The organism is Pseudomonadota bacterium (assembly GCA_013285465.1).
GTDB lineage: Bacteria > Pseudomonadota > Alphaproteobacteria > Micavibrionales > CSBR16-224 > CSBR16-224.
The window spans coordinates 2,334,564-2,355,067 of record CP053449.1; the positions used below are offsets into that span (position 1 = coordinate 2,334,564).

At 52.5% G+C, this 20,504-nt stretch carries 22 protein-coding genes and 1 tRNA gene; 10 read left to right on the plus strand and 13 right to left on the minus strand.

The window, feature by feature from the left end; all coding sequences use genetic code 11:
* Positions 1–93: 93 nt before the first annotated feature.
* Positions 94–543, plus strand: coding sequence for a hypothetical protein (locus HND56_11215; GenBank protein ID QKK06222.1), 450 nt, complete (start codon positions 94–96; stop codon positions 541–543).
* Positions 544–975, plus strand: a complete 432-nt coding sequence (locus tag HND56_11220) for a hypothetical protein (GenBank protein QKK06223.1) — start codon at positions 544–546, stop codon at positions 973–975.
* Here HND56_11220 and HND56_11225 read toward each other — a convergent pair.
* From HND56_11225 to ffh, 7 genes are all read right to left on the minus strand, one after another.
* Positions 970–1,407, minus strand: a complete 438-nt coding sequence (locus HND56_11225; protein ID QKK06224.1) for an ankyrin repeat domain-containing protein — start codon at positions 1,405–1,407, stop codon at positions 970–972. The two genes, HND56_11220 and HND56_11225, sit on opposite strands and share 6 nt — an antisense overlap.
* Before the next feature lie 22 nt (positions 1,408–1,429).
* Positions 1,430–3,307, minus strand: a complete 1,878-nt coding sequence (locus HND56_11230; protein ID QKK06225.1) for an ABC-F family ATP-binding cassette domain-containing protein — start codon at positions 3,305–3,307, stop codon at positions 1,430–1,432.
* A 93-nt stretch (positions 3,308–3,400) separates the two neighbouring features.
* On the minus strand, positions 3,401–4,018 hold the full coding sequence (locus HND56_11235; protein ID QKK06226.1) for a hypothetical protein: 618 nt from the start codon (positions 4,016–4,018) through the stop codon (positions 3,401–3,403).
* A gap of 176 nt (positions 4,019–4,194) precedes the next feature.
* Positions 4,195–4,286: transfer RNA gene (locus tag HND56_11240), tRNA-Ser, on the minus strand.
* 83 nt (positions 4,287–4,369) lie between these two features.
* Entirely contained in the window at positions 4,370–5,008 is a 639-nt protein-coding gene (gene rimM, locus HND56_11245) for a 16S rRNA processing protein RimM (GenBank protein ID QKK06227.1), read from the minus strand.
* An 11-nt stretch (positions 5,009–5,019) separates the two neighbouring features.
* On the minus strand, positions 5,020–5,526 hold the full coding sequence (rpsP, locus tag HND56_11250; GenBank protein QKK06228.1) for a 30S ribosomal protein S16: 507 nt from the start codon (positions 5,524–5,526) through the stop codon (positions 5,020–5,022).
* Between the two features lie 73 nt (positions 5,527–5,599).
* Positions 5,600–7,228, minus strand: coding sequence for a signal recognition particle protein (gene ffh, locus HND56_11255; protein ID QKK06229.1), 1,629 nt, complete (start codon positions 7,226–7,228; stop codon positions 5,600–5,602).
* A gap of 287 nt (positions 7,229–7,515) precedes the next feature.
* Here ffh and HND56_11260 point away from each other — a divergent pair, with 287 nt between their 5' ends.
* Together HND56_11260 and HND56_11265 are read left to right on the plus strand one after the other, a co-directional pair.
* Complete coding sequence (locus HND56_11260; protein QKK06637.1) at positions 7,516–7,908, plus strand: diacylglycerol kinase; 393 nt, start codon at positions 7,516–7,518, stop codon at positions 7,906–7,908.
* A gap of 14 nt (positions 7,909–7,922) precedes the next feature.
* Positions 7,923–9,548, plus strand: a complete 1,626-nt coding sequence (locus HND56_11265) for a phosphoethanolamine transferase (GenBank protein ID QKK06230.1) — start codon at positions 7,923–7,925, stop codon at positions 9,546–9,548.
* A gap of 12 nt (positions 9,549–9,560) precedes the next feature.
* Here the strand turns inward: HND56_11265 and HND56_11270 are convergent, their stop codons facing one another.
* From HND56_11270 to HND56_11295, 6 genes are all read right to left on the minus strand, one after another.
* A complete protein-coding gene (locus tag HND56_11270; GenBank protein QKK06231.1) occupies positions 9,561–10,256 on the minus strand; it encodes a hypothetical protein in 696 nt (231 codons plus the stop codon).
* Positions 10,257–10,274: 18 nt separating this feature from the next.
* Positions 10,275–11,012 carry a hypothetical protein gene (locus tag HND56_11275; GenBank protein QKK06232.1) on the minus strand — a complete coding sequence of 246 codons (738 nt, stop codon included), beginning with the start codon at positions 11,010–11,012 and terminating at the stop codon, positions 10,275–10,277.
* Between the two features lie 21 nt (positions 11,013–11,033).
* Positions 11,034–11,672: a hypothetical protein gene (locus tag HND56_11280; GenBank protein QKK06233.1), complete on the minus strand. Its 639-nt coding sequence runs from the start codon at positions 11,670–11,672 to the stop codon at positions 11,034–11,036.
* On the minus strand, positions 11,669–12,727 hold the full coding sequence (gene fliM, locus HND56_11285; GenBank protein QKK06234.1) for a flagellar motor switch protein FliM: 1,059 nt from the start codon (positions 12,725–12,727) through the stop codon (positions 11,669–11,671). Before fliM ends, HND56_11280 begins: the two co-directional genes overlap by 4 nt.
* Positions 12,724–13,332, minus strand: coding sequence for a flagellar basal body protein FliL (locus tag HND56_11290; GenBank protein QKK06638.1), 609 nt, complete (start codon positions 13,330–13,332; stop codon positions 12,724–12,726). The genes fliM and HND56_11290 overlap by 4 nt, the downstream gene beginning before the upstream one ends.
* 170 nt (positions 13,333–13,502) lie before the next feature.
* Entirely contained in the window at positions 13,503–13,709 is a 207-nt protein-coding gene (locus HND56_11295) for a hypothetical protein (protein QKK06235.1), read from the minus strand.
* An 84-nt stretch (positions 13,710–13,793) separates the two neighbouring features.
* Here HND56_11295 and HND56_11300 point away from each other — a divergent pair, with 84 nt between their 5' ends.
* The 6 genes from HND56_11300 to ettA all read left to right on the plus strand — a co-directional run bounded on the left by HND56_11300 (position 13,794) and on the right by ettA (position 20,492).
* Positions 13,794–15,008, plus strand: a complete 1,215-nt coding sequence (locus tag HND56_11300; protein ID QKK06236.1) for an acyl-CoA dehydrogenase — start codon at positions 13,794–13,796, stop codon at positions 15,006–15,008.
* A 208-nt stretch (positions 15,009–15,216) separates the two neighbouring features.
* The gene (ssb, locus tag HND56_11305) at positions 15,217–15,699 is read left to right on the plus strand and encodes a single-stranded DNA-binding protein (protein ID QKK06237.1); all 483 of its coding nucleotides are present in this window, start codon (positions 15,217–15,219) and stop codon (positions 15,697–15,699) included.
* A gap of 106 nt (positions 15,700–15,805) precedes the next feature.
* Entirely contained in the window at positions 15,806–16,507 is a 702-nt protein-coding gene (locus HND56_11310) for an alpha/beta hydrolase (GenBank protein ID QKK06639.1), read from the plus strand.
* 40 nt (positions 16,508–16,547) lie between these two features.
* Positions 16,548–17,531 (plus strand): slipin family protein, encoded by a 984-nt coding sequence (locus HND56_11315; GenBank protein QKK06238.1) that lies wholly within the window; start codon positions 16,548–16,550, stop codon positions 17,529–17,531.
* A gap of 86 nt (positions 17,532–17,617) precedes the next feature.
* On the plus strand, positions 17,618–18,697 hold the full coding sequence (locus tag HND56_11320; GenBank protein QKK06239.1) for a hypothetical protein: 1,080 nt from the start codon (positions 17,618–17,620) through the stop codon (positions 18,695–18,697).
* Between the two features lie 112 nt (positions 18,698–18,809).
* Positions 18,810–20,492 carry an energy-dependent translational throttle protein EttA gene (gene ettA / locus HND56_11325; protein QKK06240.1) on the plus strand — a complete coding sequence of 561 codons (1,683 nt, stop codon included), beginning with the start codon at positions 18,810–18,812 and terminating at the stop codon, positions 20,490–20,492.
* Positions 20,493–20,504 lie beyond the last annotated feature (12 nt).

A 20,504-nucleotide genomic window follows, 5' to 3' on the forward strand; every position in this document is an offset into this window, starting at 1 on the left:
TTATCCGCAATATCCATATTTCTGTTGACATAAAAAATATTCTCCCCTATGATCGCACGATTATTTTTTAAAATCGGTTAAGGAGATTTCATCATGGCAAAACCCGTAAACTCTTTTTATGACGCTTTTGAAAAAGCCGCAAAACGCAGCGAGGTCTTCAGCGAAGACCATCAGACGCAGCTTGATGCGCTGGCCGAGATCGTGGCGGAAATCAATACGGGCGATACGTTCAGCGCCGAAATCAAAGGCATGAGCGAACAGGTCCCCGTCCTGAAAGTCACACAGAAATCCGACGGTAACGGCCAGACATTTTTTATCGGCTTTGGTTATGACGCGTTCGGCGGTTCGGCAACGCTGCTGCTCTCCACCGGTATGGATAAAAAACCGCTGGGCGGAAAAGAGGACGGCTACAGCCTACAATACGACAATGATCGTGAAGAGTTCCTGAACAAGCTCGGCGCGGAAACGGCGCAAAAATGTGCGAAACTGGCTCTTGGCGCGGAAGCCGTCAAATATGCAGGCAGCCGCAAAGCGGCAAAATAAATGCCGCAAGTTATCGGCGAGAGAATTTTAAACCACAGCCGCGAAAAAGTATTCGCCTGCGCCATCGGTATTGAAACCTATCCGCAGTTTTTATCCTATATCCAATCCGTCGATATTCTCTCACGCACGGAGGACTGTATTGCCGCACGCTTTCATATCGGTGTCGGCAAACTGACTTTTTCCTATAACTGCGAAATCCATATGGAAGAAAACACACTGACCCGCGTCACAACGGATGAGGAGATTTTCTCCGCTTTCAAAGCCGCATGCCGTTACGAGGAGCTGGCGGACGGGCGCTGCAAAATCATTTATGCGCTGGATTGTAAATTCGCCAGCCGCACTTTGGAAATGCTGGCACGCGCCGTTCTGCCCTTTAATACGAAAGTGACCATCAATGCTTTTGAAAAGCGCTTGAACCAAATGGATTTATGACGGTTTATTGCCACGCTTCACAAATTGGCGCAGATTGCGGTGGCGGTTATTATGACGCAGGATTTTTTCGCGCTCTTTCGCGCATTCCTCCCATGCTTTTTCTTCACGGCAGCGGTTCCACTCCGCGCGAAAACGCGTTTGCAGCATTTTCGGAATCTCGTCAAAATCCGCACCGTTCTCCAGCAATAAATAAACAACTTCACTGCGGTTATCCTGCGCCGCCCAGCGCAAGGCATCGGGATCGGTCGGATCGGCACCGTGTTCCACCAGGAGTTTGACAACACCGGCATGACCGTTTTTCGCCGCCAGCCCCAGAGCCAGATTATGCGCATGATCAACATCCGCCCCCTGCTTCAGACAGTCTCTCACTTTCTCTTCATCGCCGCTGCGTGCGGCTTTCAAAAAGACGGAGGATAATTTTGCGGGTGACATCTGTTCTTTATCCTGTCGGTTTTTACGCACCGGCTTCCATTTCGCTTTGGATATCCAGCCAGAGTTTTTCCTGCTGTTCGATATCATTTGAAACCGTCTGATATTGTTGCTGCACATCCTGCGATTTTTGCGCATCCGCATACAGGCTTGCATCGGAGAGCAGTGTCTCCAGCTTTTCTTTTTCCTGCTGCAAAGCGGCAATCGCCTTTTCAATTTTTTCGCTTTTTTTCTGCAAAGCGGCAGGAGTCGCTTTTTTTGCAGGCGGCGCGGTTTTGGCGGCGGATTTTTTCGGCGCTTTTTCTTTCTCTTTCTTTTTGTCTTCGTTGCGGGATTTCACCACAAATTTACGGTAATCATCCATATCGCCATCGAATACGCTGCAGCCGCCGTCTTTAATCAGCCACAGCCTGTCCGCCACGCGTTCCACCATGCCGGGATCATGGCTGACCATGATAATCGCGCCTTCATAATCATTCAGCGCCTGCACCAATGCTTCGCGGGCATCAACATCCAGATGGTTTGTCGGCTCATCCAGCAGCAGCATATGCGGCGTATCAAAACTCATAAAGGCAAAGAGCAAACGCGCCTTTTCCCCGCCGCTCAATTTGCCGATCAGATTATCGGCAAGCTCATGCGAAAAACCGAACTGGCCGAGCTTCGCACGGATTTTCGACTCCCGCGCCTCGCCCGTCTTTTCCCGCACCATACGCGTCATGGCCTGTACGGGTGTTTCATTCACATCCAGCTCTTCCGTCTGATGCTGGGAGAAATAGCCGATTTTCAATTTTCCCGACCGCGTCATTTCACCCGACATCGCCGGCAAACGCCCCGCAATCAGTTTCATCAAAGTCGATTTACCGTTGCCGTTTGCCCCCAGCAGGGAGATACGGTCGCCCGGTCCGATATTTTCAAAAATATGCTGCAAAACAGGTTGGCCTTCCGTATAGCCGACCGCTACGTCACGGAAGGAAATCAGCGGCGGTGCCAGTTCTTTCGGATGCGGAAAGCTGAAACGCACGGCGCGGTCGGCAATGACGGCATCAATAATATCCATACGCTCCAAAGCCTTGATACGGCTTTGCGCCTGCCGCGCCTTGGTCGCTTTGGCACGAAAACGGTCGATAAAGGATTGCATATGGGCGCGGTGCGCCTGCTGTTTTTCATGCATTTTCTGCTGCATGCCCAGCTTTGCCGCACGTTCGCGCTCGAATGTATCATAATCGCCTGTGTACATGGTCATCTTCTGGCGGTCGATATGGATAACGTGATCGATACATTTATTCAACACCTCGCGGTCATGCGAGATAATCAGCAGCGTATGCGGATAATTCGCCAGATAACCTTCCAGCCAGATAATCGCTTCCAGATCCAAGTGGTTTGTCGGCTCATCCAGCAGCAGCACATCGGGCTGTATAAACAGCGCCGCCGCCAAAGCGACGCGCATCCGCCAGCCGCCGCTAAAGGAGGAATAAGGCGCGTGCAATTCCTCTTCCTGAAAGCCGAGGCCTTTCAGAAGAATGGCGGCGCGTGACGGGGCGGAATAGGCGTCCAGCTCCGACAGGCGCATATAAATATCGCCCAGCTTATTGGGGTCGGCTTCGGTTTCCGTCGCTTTCATCAAGGCGGACATTTCCTCATCCGCCTCCAGCACCATATCGATCAGCGGCGTATCGCATTCGGGAATATCCTGCCGCACCTGTCCCAGACGGCGGCGCGCCGAAAGCTGAATATCGCCGCGGTCGGCGCTCAGCTCCCCCGCGATCAGTTTGAACAGCGTCGATTTCCCCGCCCCATTGGCACCGACCACGCCGACCTTCCAGCCATCCATGATATTGGCGCTGCACTCTTCCAGAATCGTGCGCGCGCCGATGGTATAGGTGATGTCGTTGATGCTGAGCATGTGTTTTTTTCATTTTTATAGGGTTTGTGCTCTTCCTTATAACGGGTGGATGGCGGGAGGACAAATGGAATGTGGGGGAAGGTATTGCATGTTCTAAGATAAGTAGTTTATCTCATTTCTGATACTATGCAGAATTTCATAACCTATCTGGCGCACGGATACGCACTCGGCGCTCTCTAAAGGTATTTTCCCACCAGGAGTGCTGACAACCCATCCCATAGAGTTGTTTTTCTTAAGGTCATTATATGTAGACCCAATTTTCGGATCTACATGCGCTCCCCCATCTTTATCTGCCATATTTAAAATTAGATCTCTTCTAGTCATTATTCTAGCTTGATTATCTTTTAAAACGGGTTTCGACCACCATGTTTCAAAATCGGTTTCGCTTTTGTAGTTTCCTTCTCCCAACCGAGCTTTATATAATACTTCACCTCTATTAAATGCTAGAACCATCAAAGGATGAGAAGTAACCAAATTATCAGGATCGATATCCTTCGCAGTATCCAAGAATGGTATGCACTTTTCTCCTAACTGAGACAATAACGATTGCGAATTACGAGTATCATGAACAAGCACTCTCACCGCCACAGCTATTCTCTTAGCTTCGCTCATCATACCTTGATCGAACGCGCTAGATGATGCCTCTAAGAAGCCAATTTGCTCTTTTAGATGGTTTTCAAGCTCTACTCTCGAGATTTCTACTTTTTCCACGATATTGCCTTTTATAAAAAAGAGGATGGGATTACTTTGTTGCGGCACTTCGTGCCTGACAAAGTTGCAACCGCTAGGCGCGTTTCACGCGCCAATCTTGTTGTCGAACCCTGTGGGGTCTCGGCCTCATTCTATCCGCCATAACAAAACACCCCCATTTAGGGGGTGTTTTGTTATGGCGGAGAGGATGGGATTCGAACCCACGATACCGGTTTCCCAGTATAACGGTTTAGCAAACCGCCGCCTTCAGCCTCTCAGCCACCTCTCCGGATATAACCGTATTTTATGGCTCTTAAGAAACCAATTTACGGGGGTTTTGTCAAGCAAAAGCGCGGTGCCCCGATCATTTTCCTAAGAGGGTTTTTTCTCCTCGTCCAGATAGCCTTCCGGCAGATGCACAACAACGCGCCGCGCCGTCATATCAACCACCGGAACACATTCTTTGGTAAAGGGCAGGTAAAAGCTGCCGCCCCTTGCGCTTAAAGTTTCGGATTTGCGGATTTCCAGCAAATCCCCCGCGCCGAAATTCTGGACGGAGACAATCTCGCCGATTTCCGCTCCGCCTGTTTCCGCAAAGACGGGAATGCCGATCAGATCGACATAATAGAAACTGTCTTCTTCCTCAATCACGGGCAGAACGGCACGCGGCAGATACAGCTTTTTGCCTTTCAGCGCTTCGGCCGCATCACGGTCGGTAATGCCTTCGATTTCCGCCGTGTAATCATCCTGTTTGCGCCAATGCAATGTATCGACACGGAACAGGAAATTGCCTTTTTCATCCAGCACGCCGTCTTCACGCAGCAACAGTTCGGGGTCATCAGCAAAAAGCGTCAGATGCACACCGCCGCGCACACCAAAGGCGCGGCCAATGCGGGCGACGCATAGCAATGCGTCATCCTGCGCCGCAGTTTTCTGCGGCACGTCCCCGTCTGTTCCGGCGCCGGAGGGCATGCGCCCTCCGCGCTTTTTCTGCGATTTATCAGCGGACATTCCGGTTGCTTTTAAGCGTCTTCTTTCTTTTCTTCTTCAGCCGGTGCGTCTTCCGCAGCAGCTTCTTCAGCGGGCGCTTCGGCGGCGGCTTCCTCAGCCGGCGCTTCTTCTTCTGCGGCAGCTTCGGCAACAGCCTCTTCAGCAGGGGCTTCTTCAGCCGGTGCATTTGCAGCTTCTTCCGCGGCTTTCAGCTTTTCTTCACGCTCTTTCAAACGCTCTTGCGTTTTTTCGCTCGGTTTTGCTTTTTCCGGGTTGTTGAAGACCGGCTTTTCAATGATACCGGCATTACCGAGGAAAATCGCAACACGATCCGTCGGTTGTGCGCCTTGGCCCAGCCAGTATTTGATACGCTCGTCCAGCAGGCGGACACGGTTTTCATCCGTTTTCGGCAGCATCGGGTTATAGGTACCGACTTTTTCGATGAAGCGGCCGTCACGCGGTGCGCGCGCATCGGCAACAACGATACGGTAATAGGGACGTTTTTTTGTACCCGAACGGGTCAGTCTGATTTTAAGCATGGTCTTATTTCCTTTCTGTTTTTTCGTCTTTTATTTTCTGTTGTGTTTTAAAGTTACTGTTTTCGTTTATTGGTTATTTCTTTTTCGCGCGTTTGGCGGCTTGCGCTTTCTTGCGTTTATTCATCGGCTTTTTGGTGCCGCGGGCACCGCCGCCGCCCAGCGGCGGCATTCCGGGCGGAATACCCATTCCGCCACCTAAACCGCCAAGCCCCGGCGGCAAAGCGCCCATTCCACCGGAGTCCGCGCCGTCATCAAACGGGTTCGGTCCCAGCGGTCCGGCATCTTTTCCGGACAGTTCCGGCGGCATATCACCGCCCATACCCATTTGCGCCGCCATAGCCTCCAGCTCCTTGCCGCTGCCGCCCAGCATACCGCCAAGGCTTTTCAGCAGGCCTTTGCCGCCCATTTTGCGCATTTTCTTCATCATGGTCTGCATCTGCTGGAACTGTTTCAGCAAACGGTTGACATCCTGTACGCTGGTTCCCGATCCGCTCGCAATACGGCGGCGGCGCGAGGCGTTGAGAATGCGCGGGTCACCGCGTTCCTGTTTCGTCATCGAAGACAGGATCGCCTCCTGCTGTTTAATGACGGTATTATCCAGATTGGCGTCTTCAATGGCGGATTTCAGTTTCCCCATTCCCGGCATCAATGACATGATGCCCGAAAAACCGCCCATTTTACGCATCTGTTTCAGTTGGGAGGAGAAATCATCAAGATCAAACTTGCCCTCCTGAAACTTTTTCGCCATTTTCTCGGCGTCTTCTTTTTCAATCGTTTCGGCGGCTTTTTCCACCAGTGAAACGACATCCCCCATATCCAGAATACGGTCGGCAATCCGTTCGGGATGGAAAGGCTGCAGCGCGTCGGTTTTCTCGCCCGTACCGATAAATTTGATCGGGCAGCCCGTGACGGCCTTCATCGACAATGCCGCACCACCGCGCGAGTCGCCGTCAATCCGCGTCAGAACAATCCCGGACAGGCCAAGACGCTCATGGAAATTTTTCGCCGTATTCACGGCATCCTGCCCCGTCAGCGCATCGGCGACCAAAAGCGTCTCGCGCGGTTTGGCAAGATCACGCACGGCGGCGACTTCCGTCATCAGCTCTTCATCAATCGACAAACGCCCTGCGGTATCCAGAATAACAACGTCATAACCGCTCAGCTTCGCTTCTTTCAGCGCACGTTCCGTAATTTCGACAGGTTTCTGGCCTTTAATAATCTCCAGCGTATCAACGTCGATTTGCTGTCCCAGAATTTCCAGCTGTTCCTGCGCGGCAGGGCGCTGCGTATCCAGCGACGCCATCAGGACTTTTTTCTTTTCCTTTTCCGTCAGGAATTTTGCCAGTTTTGCCGTTGTCGTCGTTTTACCCGACCCCTGCAAGCCGACCATCAAAACCGGTACCGGCGGCGTATGGGCGATATCGAGGCTTTCATTCGCCGCACCCAGCATTTCCACCAATGCGTCATGGACGATTTTAACGACCTGTTCCCCCGGCTTGACCGATTTCAGGACTTTCTCGCCGACCGCTTCGGCGCGGACATGGTCAATAAAATCCTTGGCAACCGGCAAAGCGACATCGGCTTCGAGAAGGGCAATCCGCACTTCGCGCAGCGCCTGACCGACGGCTTCCTCCGTCAGAACACCTTTACCGAACAGGCCTTGCATGGCGCTGCCGAGTCTTTCCGTCAAACTTCCGAACATCTATCAATATCCTTCAAAACTGTTATCAGCCAACCGCAAAGCACATAACAAAAACAGCCCCCGTGAGCGTAACTTCACCGACGGGGGGGCGCGGAGCGCAAAGAGGACAAATCTGTATTAAGGGAATCTCTTTGCTGCCTGGCTTTTATACCTGCCGCAAAAATACGGAAAACCCGCCGCATTGTCAAGATTTTTCGGCAGCATATAAGAAAGAGCCGTTTCTCCTTGACCAACAGCCGTCAAAGGCGTAATTTCGCAGCCATTCATCAATGATTGGACAGATGAGCATGACAAAGCCCGTTTCACAAAAAAAACAAGAAAAACCAGCTTCTTCCTCCCGGGGCGTTGCCCGCTGGATCTCCGCTTTCAAGAACTCTCTCAGCGCTCTGACAACCGGCTGGAAAACCGAAACCGCCATGCGCGAGGAAATGCTGCTGGTGCTTGTCGCCGTGCCGCTCGCCATCTTGCTGGGGGATACGGCAGGTGAAACCGTCGCCATGATTGTCAGCATCTTGTTTGTCCTGCTGGTTGAAACACTCAATACCGCCATCGAGGCCACGCTTGACCGCATTTCCGAGGAAATCCACCCGCTGACAAAAATCGGCAAGGATATGGGGTCTCTCGCCGTCCTGATCGCGCTGATCATTGCCGCGCTGGTTTGGGGCGTTGCGCTCTTTTAGATATTAGGCACCGTATGAAAAAATATATTACGCATCAATACCGTCTTATTCTGGCTGTTGCCGCGCTGCTGACACTATTTTATAACCGTGTGTTTTTCGCGAAACTGGTCGCGGCTTTTCCGCTGGATCAAGGCAATACGGGCTTCATCATTGCGGCGGGCGTGCTGCTGTTTCTGGCTAATGCGTTGTTTTTCGCACTTCTTGCCGGACGCTATGTGACAAAGCCTTTATTGATTTTCGCCGTCATCGCCGCCGCAGGCTGCAGTTATTTCATGTCGACCTATGGTGTCGTGATTGATGACACGATGCTGCAAAATGTGCTGGAAACGGATGCCGGCGAAGCGGCGGGATTGATTAATACAAGCATGGTATTGCAGATGGTGTTCTTCGGTCTGCTGCCCGCCGTGCTGATCTGGCGGTTAAAGCTGGACTATGCCCCCTTTAAAAAAGAGATCCTCTCAAAAGCCGTAATTCTGGGTGGAACGCTTGTTTTTGCCGCCGTCACGCTGCTGTCTTTCAGCGCAAGCTTCGCCAGCTTTTTCCGCGAATATAAACCGGTGCGCTATTACATCGCGCCGCTTTACGCTTTTTATTCCGGTATTCAATATGCCGTTGCCAGCCCCGCCGTCAACACGGGCCCTGCCAAACCGGTCAGCCCCGATGCGGAAATTATTGAACCGCATGATGATAAAGCCATGCAGGTTCCCGAACGCGAACTGATTTTTCTGGTTGTCGGAGAATCCGCCCGCGCCGATCATTTTCAACTAAACGGCTATGCGCGCGAGACCAATCCCGCATTAAGCAAGATGGACAATATCGTTTCCTTCACGCAATTTCATTCCTGCGGCACGACAACGGCGGTTTCCGTCCCCTGTATGTTTTCCCCCGCCGCACGCAAATCATTCGACAGCGGTGATATTTATGAATATGAGAATGTTCTGGACGTACTGCGCCGCAGCGGTGTCAATGTCATCTGGCTTGACAATAATTCCTCCTCCAAAGGTGTCGCGGACCGCATGGAATATCAGGATTTCCGGCACACGCCGCATCCGGAATGCGGCGAAGAATGCCATGATGATGCCATGCTGCAGGATTTGCAAAACTATATTGATGACCACCCTGACGGCGATATCCTGATTGTTATGCACCAGCTGGGAAGTCACGGTCCGGAATATTACAAACGCTATCCCGAAAGCTTCGAATATTTTAAACCGGCCTGCAAAACCAACAAGCTTGGCGACTGTACGGAAGAAGAGATTATCAATGCCTATGATAACACGATCCGTTACACCGACCATTTTCTGGCAGGTATCATCAATCTGCTGAAAAAGAATGATGATTATTTCGAAGCAGGCATGCTGTATGTCAGCGACCATGGCGAGTCTCTGGGGGAAAACGGCATTTATTTACACGGCATGCCTTATGCCATTGCACCGGAGGCGCAGAAACATGTCGGCGTTATTCTTTGGGGCGGCAAATATTTCGATTTTCCCGTCAAGAAAATTCTTCCTCTCAAGGATAAGGACTACACGCAGGATCAGCTTTACTGCACATTGCTGGCCATGTTCGAGGTCAAGACAGAGGACTGCACAAGCGATATGATGATCTTCCCCCCGGAACTGGCCGCGCATGATGACTGACGCGATGTGCGCCTAACGCCCCGAATAAATGACCAGTCTCAGACGCGGCTCAGGCGCTGCATGGCTGATAATCCTGATCTGCCCCTTATAGCCTTTCGCCGTAAACAACCCCGCCAGAACGCCGGATTGCAGGATTTTGGTTTCCAGCCTGTCGGGCGCACCGAATAAAACAATATCCATGCGGTTTTGCAGATGCCCCAGCGTTCCGGTTAAAAGCGCCATGGTTTCACGACCCGTTGCACTAAGTTCCCGCGGATCATCCGCATCAAACAGGCTGTCATAAGGCAGGGTCAAATGTGTTTCCCGTTCGAAACTTTCGAAATGCGCCGTTGACAAAAGCGCGTTATTTTCCTGCAAGCGTTTCAACACGGCAAAAAGATAATTGGTGCTAAGCGCGGGCTGGCGGCGGATGCGGTCCATATCCACCGTTCCGTAAAGACCTGTGCTTTCCTCTCCTTGCGATGCACTGTTTTCTTTCTGCCCTTGCGACATGCCCTGCACCATTGTGACCCAGACATCCTCGTCGGGTTGGGACATTGCAAACAGCATCACGAAAAAAACCAGCATCAGCGCAATAATATCGGTAAAAGACAACAGCCAGATATTGGACATGCTGCTGTTATACTGACGGACGGAAAGCCCGTCGCCCAGCGACACATCCTGTGCGTTTTCCCGCATATTTTTCATTGTTTCCTGATAAGATGCCATTCTTGCCTGTCCCCCGCCTTACAAAATATGTGCGTGGGGCTGGAAGTAAAGATGCACTTCCCCCCTGATCCGCGGTGTAAACCCGTAGGAAACGACCTCATCCAAAAAGCCGAGATGTTTTAAAGAGCTCTGATATTTTTTCAACGCCTCGATCTCGCTGCGATGCGGTTTGCCCGGATCATCGGTATTGCTTTGCACCGTCATATGATAGCCATATTGCCCTTCGCGCGGCGCCAGCATCACCGAAAGCTGCGTAAACAGTCGCGCATGGCGGGCGTAGATATTTCCGGGTTTCGGCTTCCCCTGCACGATGGCACCTTCGACAGCCTGTGAAAGTGCTTCATCAAAATCACGGCGCGACAGCACGACAATAAAAATATCATCACCGTCAATCTTACGTATTTTAAACGAGATGGATGCGGCGTTAAAAATTCCCGTTACCACATCCAGTGTTGATCCCGGTCCCTCCTGCCCCTGCGCATCCACATCCGACGGTGCCGCACCGGTGCTGAGCTGGAATTGCTGTTCCAGACTGGACATGACAGGACGGACACGTTCCGTATCCACCTCGGAATGCACATTCAACACAACAAAAAAGGCCAAGAGCAGGATAAAAATAGACAGGTTCAGATATTGATGACCATCCGCCGTGCTTGTCGGTGCGTTTTCCGTTGTCACATATAAAACCGCTTCCCGTCCGCCGTTCCTGCGGCGGTCGGATTCCCCGAAATCATCCAGTTTTTTATCATCCGCCATGATGCGTGTTTCCCGCAAATATTATTTCTGGGGCAGGTTCAGTTCCGGCAGTTTTCGCTGTTCGGCCAGCCGTATTGTCACCGCGCGCGCCCTGTCCGGCGTCATATTGGCCAAAATCGGCGCACTGCGGCGTTCGCTCATCCGCCCGATCACATCCAGCAACACACCCATCTCCAGCGTATTCATGATCGTTGCGGCTTCTTTCGGCTTCATATTCTCGTAGATTTTCACAAGACTACGCAGACGGTTTTCCTGCACATCCGTCTGTTTCCCGAGCAGTTTTTCGATTTCCGCCCGCAATGCTTTTAATTCGGAAATTTTATTATCGACCTCTGCCTCGGCAACATTCAGCAGGGCTTCGCGCGTGGCCAGTTCTTTTTCACGTTTTTCCAGTGCTTCGCGGCGTTTGGCCAGCGATTGCAGCACATCAATTTCCGCATCGGAAAAATGGGTCTGCTGCAAAACTCCCGGCGCATCCTGATACGGGCTTTTATAGCTGTCATCCGCCAGCGGATCGGCGTTCTTGACAACAGGCTCTTCAATAGCTGGCGGCTCATCCGTCACGGCTGTCTGCGCCTGCGCCTTTTGCAGCGGCAACGCAAAAGCAGCCAGCATACCCAACAGCACAAACAGAGCCCCGATCTGCCGCATATGCTTCATGAACGCTTGCCTCCGCCGCTTCCCGGTGCGATATAGGTTTCGACATTGACGGCAATACGTCCCTGACGCTGCCCCGTTTTGGCGGTAAACATCGGATGTTCGCCCACACGCAATTCCACGGAATCCTCAACGCGGGTATTGAACATCACCGTCGCCCCCGGCTCCCAGTTCAGAATATCATGCAGGCTGACGGTGGTTTCCCCCAAAATGGCCTGTACTTCGATATCGGTCATATACAGCTCATTCGTCAGGTGATTTTCCCAGATGGAATCCTGACCGAATTTTTCCCCCATAAACATTTGCAGCAGCAGCTCGCGGATCGGCTCCAGCGTTGCATAAGGGATCATCACTTCCACGCGGCCGCTGCGGTCACCCATATCAATGCGCATCCGCACCAGCACACCGGCATTATTGCCCTGCGTAATCGTGGCAAAACGCGGATTGGTTTCAATACGTTCCAGACGGAAATTCACGGGCGAGAGCGGATCAAAAGCCGAGGTCATATCGCCCAGCACCACATTGACCATGCGTTCAATCAATGTCGTTTCAATCGTGGTAAAGGGGCGGCCTTCAACGCGCATCGCCGATGTGCCGCGCCGCCCGCCCAGCAGAACATCCACCACCGAATAAACCAGCGCGGAATCCACAACCAGCAAACCGTGGTCATCCCATTCCTCGGCCTTGAAAATGCAGAGCATGGCAGGCAGCGGGATGGAGTTCAAATAATCGCCGAAACGGACACTGGAAATATGGTCAAGGCTGATCTCGACATTATCCGAGGTCAGATTCCTGAGACTGGTCGACATCAGCCGCACCAGACGGTCAAAAACGATATCCAGCATCGGCAGGCGTTCGTAATTGACCAGCGCCGAGTTGATAAGCTCCATAATGCCGGTGCTTTGCAGCTCATCGGCATCCTCGTCAAAACCGAGGAGCTCGTCAATCTCGTCCTGATCAAGAATGCGGCCTTCTTCATCCGTCATATCCAGATCACCGGGCGCCGGCCCGGCTGCGGATTCAATCTCTTCTGCGCTGTTATCGCTCACGTCACTCATTGCTGTATCAAAATCTCCTGAAACAGAACATCGCGCACATCCACGCCGGGAACGGCGGTCATAACGCGCGCTTTCAGCTCGATCCGCATCCGGTACAGACCGGACGAGCCTTTCAAATCCTCCAGCCGCAGCTCCCGCAAATAGGTCTGGAACTGGTCGACAATCCGCGGCATCGCCGCTTCCAGCTTCGCCTGATCGGCGGCATCAGCGACCTCGATCTGCACACCCAGCTTCAAAAAGCTCGGGCGGCCCGATGAACCGCTGAAATTCACAATAATATTCGGGATTTCAAAAAACGCCCCCGGCGGCAGTGCCGCGCCTGCCTCCCCCTCTTTGCCTCCGGCCAGGCATTCTGCGGGGATATTCATCTCCGCGCCGTCTTCGGCATTACCTTCCTCGATATCCTTCAGGATTTTCTCGCAATTCGGGCCTTTATGCAGAAATCCGTCCAGCATGCCGGTAAAATACAGACCCGCGCCGACACTTCCCAAAAGCAGCACCGGCACGCCGATAAATAGCAGGATTTTCTTTAAACCGCCGGTTTTCGGCGCGTCTTCCGCAACTTCTGCGCCTTCCGCTACAACGGCTTCAAGGTCATGTTCCATTTGCTCTTCGGCCATGGCATCACGCTTTCTTTTTCTCTTTAAGTACCTGTCTTCTCACGCTTTTCCTGCAAAGTAGCCGGAAAGGCGGTCTGCTCCATTTTTAAGAGTAACATTAGATAAGGAGTTTGTTAACAACGGATTGCCCCAAAATGCCGTAATTTTACGGTTTTTCAGGCAATATGGCCTTTTTTGCGCAAAACATATTCCAGACGGCGCAGCGCATTATTTTCCAGCACGTTTTTGGACGCAGCCAGCGGCCCCTGAATGGAAATTTCCGTCAATGTCGCCGTATCCATCGCTGTGACTTTCATCACATTGCCAAGCGGGATGAATTCAAAAATCACTTCACGGCCCTTCATGGGAGAATTCACAGTCATATTCCGGTCTTTACCTCGTCTTCGGCTCTGATGTATGATAGCGCATTCAAAACGGATTGTAACCCAATTGCAAGGATAACGACAATGACAGCACAGCCCGCAGAAAAAGCCGGAAACGCCGCCGCCCGCCGCCCCGATTTCCAATGGGAGGACGCCCTGTTTCTGGAAGACCAGTTAACGGATGAGGAACGCATGATCCGTGATGCGGCGCGCGACTATTGTCAGGACAAGCTGATGCCCCGCATTCTGGAGGCCAACCGCCATGAAAAATTCGACCGCGAGATTATGCGCGAAATGGGCGATATGGGTTTTCTGGGCTGTACACTGGAAGGTTATGGCTGCGCCGGTATCGGTTATGTCGCCTACGGTTTGATCGCCCGCGAGGTCGAGCGTGTTGATTCCGGTTACCGCTCCGCCTTTTCCGTGCAATCCTCGCTGGTCATGTATCCGATTTACGCCTTCGGCACCGAGGAACAGAAACAGAAATTCCTGCCGAAACTCGCCACGGGTGAGCTGATCGGCTGTTTCGGCCTGACAGAGCCGGATGCGGGCTCCGACCCCGCCTCGATGAAAACCCGCGCCAAAAAAACCGATGGCGGTTATATCCTCAGCGGCGCGAAAATGTGGATTACCAATTCGCCGATCGCCGATGTTTTCGTGGTCTGGGCAAAAGATGACGAGGGGAAAATCCGCGGCTTCATCCTTGAAAAAGGCATGAAGGGACTGACCGCACCGAAAATCGAGGGCAAATTTTCGCTCCGCGCCTCGGAAACGGGCGAAATTTCGATGCAGGACGTCTTCGTACCCGAGGAAAACGCCTTCCCTGATATTCGCGGTCTAACAGGTCCGTTCACATGTCTGAACAGTGCGCGTTACGGCATTTCATGGGGAACGCTTGGCGCAGCGGAATTCTGCTGGCATGCCGCACGGCAATATGCACTGGACCGCACCATTTTCGGCAAGCCGCTGGCAGCCACGCAGCTGGTACAGAAAAAACTCGCCGATATGCAGACGGAAATCACGCTCGGCCTGCAAGGCGCGCTGCGTCTTGGACGTTTGAAAGATGAAGGCCGCGGCGCCCCCGAAGCCATTTCGATGATGAAGCGCAATAATTGCGGCAAGGCACTGGATATTGCCCGCACCGCCCGCGATATTCACGGCGGCAACGGCATTGCCGATGAATATCACATCATCCGTCATGTCATGAATCTGGAATCGGTCAATACCTATGAAGGCACGCATGATATTCATGCGCTGATCCTCGGGCGGGCGCAGACAGGTTTGCAGGCTTTCGGATAACCGCGCACCCGTCATTGCGAGGAGCGTCAGCGACGCGGCAATCCATATATCAGGCGATCCGCAGCCGTCATGGATTGCTTCGGCTTTTACAAAGCCTCGCAATGACGCGGGAGCAAACGGCGTTATATCCGCCTACAGGCTTGCATTTGCGCTACGGCTTGATTATTCTGTCTTACAGAATCATCAGACCCCTAAAGGAGAAAACGACATGGCCGGAAGCGTCAACAAAGTCATTTTAATCGGTAATCTCGGGCGTGATCCCGAAGTCCGCACCATGCAGAACGGTGGCCGTGTCTGCAATCTGTCGATTGCGACAGGTGAAAGCTGGAAGGATAAAAACACCGGCGAACGCAAAGAAAGAACCGAATGGCACCGCGTTGTCATTTTCAATGATGCGCTGGTCGGCATTGCCGAACGCTTCCTGAAAAAAGGCTCGAAAGTCTATCTGGAAGGTACGCTGGAAACCCGCAAATGGACGGATAACGACAATGTCGAAAAATACACGACCGAAGTCGTTCTGCGCCCCTATCGCGGTGAGCTGACGATGCTGGATGGCCGCAGTGAAGGCGGCAGCGCCTATGGCGGCGGCAATGATGACAGCTATGGCGGATCACAGCCAATGGCGGCAACCGGCACCGATGGCGGCCCCGCCCCGCAGCTGAGCGATATTGATGACGACATCCCGTTCTAGGCAACGGCTGTTTTAAGCAATGGCTTTACAAAAATTCTCACCCCGAGACGGCGTGGAAATCGCCTATCACAAAACCGCAGCGACGGATGACACGCTGCCGGGCGTGGTGTTCTGCGGCGGTTTTATGTCGGATATGACGGGCAGCAAAGCCGTGTTTCTGGAGGAATTCTGCAAAAAACGCGGACAGGCTTTTCTCCGTTTTGACTATACCGGTCACGGCTCCTCAAGCGGCAAATTCACGGACGGCACCATCGGCAGCTGGACACAGGATGCGCTGGATGCCATCGATAATCTGACCGAAGGGCCGCAAATTCTGATCGGTTCGTCAATGGGCGGATGGGTGTCGATGCTGGTAACGCTGGCGCGCCCCGAACGCATCGCAGGGCTGATCGGCATTGCCGCCGCCCCCGATTTTACCGAGGAAATCTATTACGGCACGCTGACCGATGACCAGAAACGCGAGCTGGATGAAAAAGGCATCATCCATATCCCCTCCGATTACGGCGAGCCATATCCCGTCACCGAAGGGCTGGTCAAGGAAGCCCGCCGCCATCTGCTGCTGGGCGGTGATCTGGTCGATATCCGCTGCCCGATCCGCCTGCTGCACGGCAAAGAGGACACCGTCGTGCCCTGGGGAAAATCCCTGCGCATCAGCAAAGTCGTCGCCTCGAAAGATGTCGAAGTGCGCTTTCTGGACAGCGGCGATCACAGCCTGTCCTGCGAAGAGGGTCTCAAAATGCTCGGTGACGCCGTCGCCGAACTCACCGACACCGCCACCTCCCGCGTTGTCAGCCTGCATAGCGCGTAATATCCTGCTTGCACTTCATAACATGTCTGCTACACTTTGAGTGTTTTTCGGTAAAAAGCACCGTATTACACATCTGTGTTTACTGCGTGCTGTAAAGAAGAACACGGTTCAAAACCGCTATGGAACAGGGGTTCGATTCCCCATTTGCAATGGTATTGTATTGGTTCTGTTCCGAGCGCTATCAATAGAACACGGTCTTGCGGATTTAGATCCCCACCGTCTCTATATGCACTCGGAACAGTTCTTTTCGAAAGGATATACTATGTGGGAATCCGTTCTTTTTCCTCTCATACTTTCTTTGGCACTATTTTGGGGGATTTCTCTTGTCTGGAAATATTTCTTTTCCAGTGTCACCGTCTACGAATACGAAACAGTATTAATGTATAAAAAAGGTCAATTTGCAGGAAAACTGAAAACCGGCAAACATCGGTATAACAAATTCCATACGGAAATTTTTCGCGAAGATAACCGCCTACGCACAATGATTACAGCGGGGCAGGAAATTTTAACCCAAGACCATATCAACGTAAAAGTCAGCTTTGTCATGTCATGGCAACTGGAAGATTTTCAAAAAGCCAGAGAAATCAGTCGTGATTTTTACGGCGATCTTTATACGCAATTGCAAATGGCGATCCGCCAGTCATTGGAAGATTTTACATTGGATGATCTTTTAGAAAAAAAACATGACGCTTCCGAGAAAGTCCTGACGCTGGTTCGCCCCTTTGCCGAAGATTTAGGTTGTTCCGTAAAAACAGTCGGTGTACGCGATATAATGCTGCCCGCCGCTTTGAAACGTGCATATTCCGGTGTCATCGAAGCCAAAAAAGATGCTGCCCGTGAAATGGAAAAAGCGCGGGGGGAACAAGCCGTTTTAAGAAAACTGGCTAATCTGTCCCAAATGGTCAGCAGCAATCCAGGACTGCTGGAGCTGCGCACATTACAAGCCTTTTCCAACAGCGATAATGTCAGTGTTATTCTGGGTGAAAACGCCTTGACAGTTCCCGTCCAAAAGAAAAAAGCTTGACCAGATTAGAAGAGCGCAGAAAACCAATATTCTTAACTATCTCCTCATTTTAACGCGACTTTAACCTTGCTGCGCTATAATTTGCTATGGAAAAAGAAGCCAGCAAATTTCAGTCCCCTTTGGCCCCTGCGGAGATTGCGGAGAAATCCGTGCAAAAGGCCGTCGAATTTGCCGATCAAGGCCAAAGCCCTATTCTGGCATTGGGGGAGCAGCATTACACGTTTTCCCATCAGGTGTCGCAGGCGCTCACCTTAAAGCAGCTGACGGAACAACAGCAGAAAACCACCCTGTTCATGGAATATCCGCATAACCGCATCTCCACCATACTGCTGGATCGCGGCTATGACGCGGGTGACGCGCAAAAACTGGCGGATCATATTCAAAAAAACGACCCGCACGGCCATATCGCCGCCAAGGCGGTGATCGGCGGCAATCCGGAGTCATTGCGCGGCGGCAATTTCCACCGTTTTGAAAGCATGCTGCCGCTGCAGGCCGCCATTCATCACGGCATGGATATCGTTTTTGCCGATGCCGCCCGCGTTTATCCCGATGATTTCTGTATGGATTACGGCGATGCCGCAACGGAAAAAATCGCGCAGGATTTGCATGCGCGCAAAGCCCCCGCAGGTGAATGCGGACCCGATGACATGCTGATCCGCAATACCCATATGGCGCAAAGCATTCAAAATACGCTGGTGAAAAGCGGCGGGATCGGCGTCCTCGCCACAGGCGCCGCCCATACGCTGGGTGTTGAAGATACCGCAAACGGGCAGCATTGCTATCAGGACAGTCTTGCCAAACGCTTTCAGGAAATGGGGCTGCCCGCCATCATCGCCAGATTATGCGGTCACAACGATCTGCCATCCGATTACGAAGCACCGGAAAACGGGCAAATCCATCTTTTTGATAAGCCCGATCCGCAAGTGCTGATTGACGATATGTCCGATAAGGACATCCATGACTGCATGACGAAAAACGGGCTTGACCCCGCCATCTATGACCCGCGCAATTTCGCCGAAAGCTACCGCGCCGCATTCGATACGGTGCTTAGAAAAGCGGAAAAAGATCTGGGCATAAAAACGCCCGCAATGCCGCAAAAAACCGCCACTCACGCCCGTGAAGGCAACAGCCAAAGCGCAAAAGCGGCAAAACCGCTCTCCGTCTAGCATGTCACACCTAAGAAAGCGCGGAAAAGCGCAGATTCTTCTTGATTCCGGCGGCGGGACATACCAAAATAGCCCTTGATGAATGAATCCGTAAAATAGAGGAAAATTACCAATGGCGTCCTACCAATATGTCTATGTCATGAAAAACCTGTCCAAAGCCTATACGGGCGGCAAAAAGGTTTTGACCGATATCTATTTAAGCTTTCTGCCCGGCGTAAAAATCGGCGTTCTCGGCCCCAACGGGTCAGGTAAATCGACGCTGCTGAAAATCATGGCGGGGATCGAGAAAGAATATCAGGGCGAGGCCTGGGCGGCCGAAGGCGTAAAAGTCGGCTATCTGCCGCAGGAGCCGCAGCTCGACCCGACCAAGACCGTACAGGAAAACGTCATGGAAGCGCTGGCCGATATTAAAGGCGTGCTGGACCGCTATAACGAAATCAGCGAAAAATTCGCCGAGCCCGATGCCGATTTTGACGCGCTGCTGGCCGAACAGGGCGAATTGCAGGAAAAAATCGAAGCCGCAGATGGTTGGGAACTGGAACGCACAATCCAGATCGCCATGGACGCACTGCGCTGCCCGCCCGGTGATATGGCAGTGGATAAGCTGTCAGGCGGTGAAAAACGCCGCGTTGCGCTGTGCCGCCTCTTGCTGGAAAAACCCGATCTGCTGCTGCTGGATGAGCCGACCAACCATTTGGACGCCGAATCCGTCGCATGGCTGCAGCGCCATCTCGCCGACTATACCGGAACCGTTGTCATGGTTACCCACGACCGTTACTTCCTGGATAATGTCACGGGCTGGATTCTGGAACTTGACCGCGGCAGCGGCATTCCTTACGAGGGCAATTACACCGCCTATCTTGAAAACAAACAGAAACGCCTGCATCAGGAAGGCCGCGAACAGGCCGCCCGCGAACGCACATTGGCGCGGGAGCTGGAATGGGTACGCCAATCACCGAAAGCCCGCCAGGCCAAAAGCAAGGCGCGTATCACCGCCTTTGACAATCTGGTCAGCGAAAGTGAAAAATACGCCAAGGCCGATAATGCGCAGATTATTATCCCGCCTGCGCCGCGTCTGGGCAATCTGGTTATCGAAGCCGAAAAGCTCAATAAAGGCTATGGCGACCGATTGTTGATCGAAGACCTTGATTTCCGTCTGCCGCCCGGCGGTATCGTCGGTATTATCGGTGCCAACGGTGCAGGTAAAACCACGCTGTTCCGTATGATTACCGGACAGGAAACTCCCGATAGCGGCACAATCCGCATCGGTGACACCGTACAGCTGGGCTATGTCGATCAAAGCCGTGACAGCTTAAATGACGGCAAAACCGTCTGGGAGGAAATCTCCGACGGTGACGACCTGATCTATCTGGGCAAGCGCGAGATGCAGTCCCGCGCCTATGTTTCGGGCTTTAACTTCAAAGGCCCCGACCAGCAGAAAAAAGTCGGCATGTTGTCAGGCGGGGAGCGTAACCGCGTCCATCTGGCAAAAATGCTGCGCAAGGAATCAAATGTACTGCTGCTGGATGAGCCGACCAATGATCTGGACACGGAAACACTGGCGGCGCTGGAAAACGCGCTGGAAAACTTTGCCGGATGCGCTGTCGTGATCTCGCATGATCGCTGGTTCCTTGACCGTCTGGCAACGCATATTCTGGCCTTTGAAGGCAATTCACAGGTTGTCTGGTTTGAAGGCAATTACGAGGATTACGAGAAAGACCGCAAGAAACGCCTTGGTGAAGACGCCGACCAGCCCACGCGCATTAAATACAAACCGCTGCGCAAAGCCGGATAATCTTTATAAGAC

Excerpts from the sequence above, each read along its gene's own strand:
- HND56_11215 (QKK06222.1), top strand. The coding sequence starts at position 94 with ATGGCAAAACCCGTAAACTCTTTTTATGACGCTTTTGAAAAAGCCGCA.
- HND56_11220 (QKK06223.1), top strand. The coding sequence starts at position 544 with ATGCCGCAAGTTATCGGCGAGAGAATTTTAAACCACAGCCGCGAAAAA.
- HND56_11225 (QKK06224.1), bottom strand. The coding sequence starts at position 1,407 with ATGTCACCCGCAAAATTATCCTCCGTCTTTTTGAAAGCCGCACGCAGC.
- HND56_11230 (QKK06225.1), bottom strand. The coding sequence starts at position 3,307 with ATGCTCAGCATCAACGACATCACCTATACCATCGGCGCGCGCACGATT.
- rimM (QKK06227.1), bottom strand. The coding sequence starts at position 5,008 with ATGTCCGCTGATAAATCGCAGAAAAAGCGCGGAGGGCGCATGCCCTCC.
- rpsP (QKK06228.1), bottom strand. The coding sequence starts at position 5,526 with ATGCTTAAAATCAGACTGACCCGTTCGGGTACAAAAAAACGTCCCTAT.
- ffh (QKK06229.1), bottom strand. The coding sequence starts at position 7,228 with ATGTTCGGAAGTTTGACGGAAAGACTCGGCAGCGCCATGCAAGGCCTG.
- HND56_11260 (QKK06637.1), top strand. The coding sequence starts at position 7,516 with ATGACAAAGCCCGTTTCACAAAAAAAACAAGAAAAACCAGCTTCTTCC.
- HND56_11265 (QKK06230.1), top strand. The coding sequence starts at position 7,923 with ATGAAAAAATATATTACGCATCAATACCGTCTTATTCTGGCTGTTGCC.
- HND56_11270 (QKK06231.1), bottom strand. The coding sequence starts at position 10,256 with ATGGCATCTTATCAGGAAACAATGAAAAATATGCGGGAAAACGCACAG.
- HND56_11275 (QKK06232.1), bottom strand. The coding sequence starts at position 11,012 with ATGGCGGATGATAAAAAACTGGATGATTTCGGGGAATCCGACCGCCGC.
- HND56_11280 (QKK06233.1), bottom strand. The coding sequence starts at position 11,672 with ATGAAGCATATGCGGCAGATCGGGGCTCTGTTTGTGCTGTTGGGTATG.
- fliM (QKK06234.1), bottom strand. The coding sequence starts at position 12,727 with ATGAGTGACGTGAGCGATAACAGCGCAGAAGAGATTGAATCCGCAGCC.
- HND56_11290 (QKK06638.1), bottom strand. The coding sequence starts at position 13,332 with ATGGAACATGACCTTGAAGCCGTTGTAGCGGAAGGCGCAGAAGTTGCG.
- HND56_11295 (QKK06235.1), bottom strand. The coding sequence starts at position 13,709 with ATGACTGTGAATTCTCCCATGAAGGGCCGTGAAGTGATTTTTGAATTC.
- HND56_11300 (QKK06236.1), top strand. The coding sequence starts at position 13,794 with ATGACAGCACAGCCCGCAGAAAAAGCCGGAAACGCCGCCGCCCGCCGC.
- ssb (QKK06237.1), top strand. The coding sequence starts at position 15,217 with ATGGCCGGAAGCGTCAACAAAGTCATTTTAATCGGTAATCTCGGGCGT.
- HND56_11320 (QKK06239.1), top strand. The coding sequence starts at position 17,618 with ATGGAAAAAGAAGCCAGCAAATTTCAGTCCCCTTTGGCCCCTGCGGAG.
- ettA (QKK06240.1), top strand. The coding sequence starts at position 18,810 with ATGGCGTCCTACCAATATGTCTATGTCATGAAAAACCTGTCCAAAGCC.